The 2,159-nt window shown below is 30.4% G+C and carries 2 protein-coding genes; both read left to right on the top strand.

Going from position 1 to position 2,159, the window contains the following annotated elements; all coding sequences use genetic code 11:
• Positions 1 to 244: 244 nt before the first annotated feature.
• Positions 245 to 1,135, top strand: coding sequence for a polyprenyl synthetase family protein (locus Q0370_RS03160; RefSeq protein ID WP_299572031.1), 891 nt, complete (start codon positions 245 to 247; stop codon positions 1,133 to 1,135).
• Between the two features lie 40 nt (positions 1,136 to 1,175).
• The gene (locus Q0370_RS03165) at positions 1,176 to 2,108 is read left to right on the top strand and encodes a putative sulfate exporter family transporter (RefSeq protein ID WP_299572033.1); all 933 of its coding nucleotides are present in this window, start codon (positions 1,176 to 1,178) and stop codon (positions 2,106 to 2,108) included.
• Positions 2,109 to 2,159: the final 51 nt, after the last annotated feature.

Below are 2,159 nucleotides of genomic sequence, written 5' to 3' on the forward strand. Positions count from 1 at the left end.
AAGCTAAAATGTCGTAGACTAGCCATAGGTTATTGTGTAGCAATCTTGACACAATTTTAATTATCAGGATAACCTTTTACTGCAAGGTAAGGATTTGCGGCAATGAGCAATCCTACGAAATAAAAAAACATAGTAATTAGTTGAATTATTGTGAAATAGTTGGTATAAAAATTTATTCCTATTTTCAAAAGGAGTTTAGTATCAGTTTTTAAGTAAAATAAAAATTTGAGTGACGGGGGATAAAATGTTACGGGAATATTTGGAAGAAAAAAAGAAGATTGTGGAAGGCAGTCTGATAGAATTGCTTGCAAATTACAGAAATAAATATCCTGAAAAATTGGCGGAAGCAATGGAATATGCGGTTATGAACGGAGGAAAGCGAATACGTCCTGTTTTGATGTATATGGTTTGTGATTTGTTTGAAAAAAATAATTGTAAAAGTTATGATAAAATTAAGGAAATTGCTGTTGCACTTGAGTTTATACATTGCTATTCACTTGTTCACGATGATTTGCCGGCGATGGACAATGATGATTACAGACGTGGTAAACTTACAGTTCATAAAAAATATAATGAAGCAATCGGGATTCTTGTGGGAGATGTACTCTTGACGGAAGCCTTTGGAATAATTGCAAATTCTAAAAGTTTAGGAGATAAAAATAAGGTTGAAATTATTTCTAAATTGTCTAAATATGCAGGATTTTTTGGAATGGTCGGAGGGCAGTTTGTAGATATGGAGTCTGAAAATAAGAAAGTGGAAATCGACACATTAAAGTATATTCACGCTCATAAGACTGGAAAATTGCTGACTGCTGCAATAGAATTGCCGATGATTGCGTTGGATATTGAAGATGAAAAGCGTGAAAAAATGGTAGAATATTCAAAATTATTAGGAATTGCCTTTCAGATTAAGGATGATATTTTGGATATTGAAGGGAATTTTGAGGAAATTGGTAAAAAATCGAATGATGTCCAAAATGAAAAAACGACTTATCCTAGTATTTTTGGACTTGAAAAAAGCAAAAAGCTGCTTCAGGAATATTTGGAAAAAGCAAAAAAGATTATTGAAGATGAGTTTGAGGGTAATCAATTGTTTTTGGAATTAACTGATTATTTTGGGAATAGAAAAAAATAATAAAAGACTTTTGACGATTTTTTAGAAATTAGGGGTGAAAATGAATAAAAAAATTGTATTTTATGTGGGGTGCTTAATTGCTTTAATACTTCCATTAATTAAAAGTGTTCATGCATTTGCTTCTGGGATATCTCTTCTTATGGGAATTATTCTAGCAAGTTTTAGTTTAATTCTGGTTCCGAAAAATTTAGGAAAAATACGAAAACTTACGTTAAATTCAGCTGTTGTATTTTTTGGATTTGGACTTAGCATAAGCAAGGTTGTTGCTGTTGGAAGCAAAGGAATTTTTCAGACTGCAATCAGTTTAATTTTAGTGATAAGTATTGGTTTAATTTTGGCAAAAATTTTTAAAATGGAAAAAAAATTATCACAATTAATTGTATTTGGAACAGCAATTTGTGGTGGAAGTGCCATTGCGGCAACTTCTCCAGTAATCGAGGCTTCTGATGAGGATATTGCCTTGTCTACGGGGATAGTATTTATTTTAAACACAGTCGCATTGTTTCTTTTTGCATTTTTTATAAATTATTTCAAATTAAATGCTGAACAAACTGGAATATGGACGGCATTAAGCATACATGATACAAGTTCGGTAGTATCAGCTGCAGCTTTTCACAGTACAGAAGCCTTGAAAATAGCTACAATTATGAAACTTACAAGAACACTTTGGATTATTCCGATAGTTATTGTTCTTAGCTTTTTAAATAAATCTGAAAATAAGAAGATTAAATTTCCAATTTTTATATTATTTTTTATTTTAGCTTCAATTGTTGCGACAATAATAAATTTGCCAATAATTTACAGCTTACTTACTCAAATAGGGAAAATGATGCTGTCTCTTGCACTTTATATGATCGGAACTTCATTAAATATTCAGTCTATAAAAAAAATGACTGGAAAAAATCTTTTGTATGGTATTACGCTTTGGATTTTTTCGATAATTTCAGGGTATATGATAATGATGTTTTTGTAAAAAGATCAAAAATAATTACAAGGAAATGAGGTACTATGAAAATAAAAAAAT

Source organism: uncultured Leptotrichia sp. (assembly GCF_938036635.1).
Classification (GTDB): domain Bacteria; phylum Fusobacteriota; class Fusobacteriia; order Fusobacteriales; family Leptotrichiaceae; genus Leptotrichia; species Leptotrichia hongkongensis.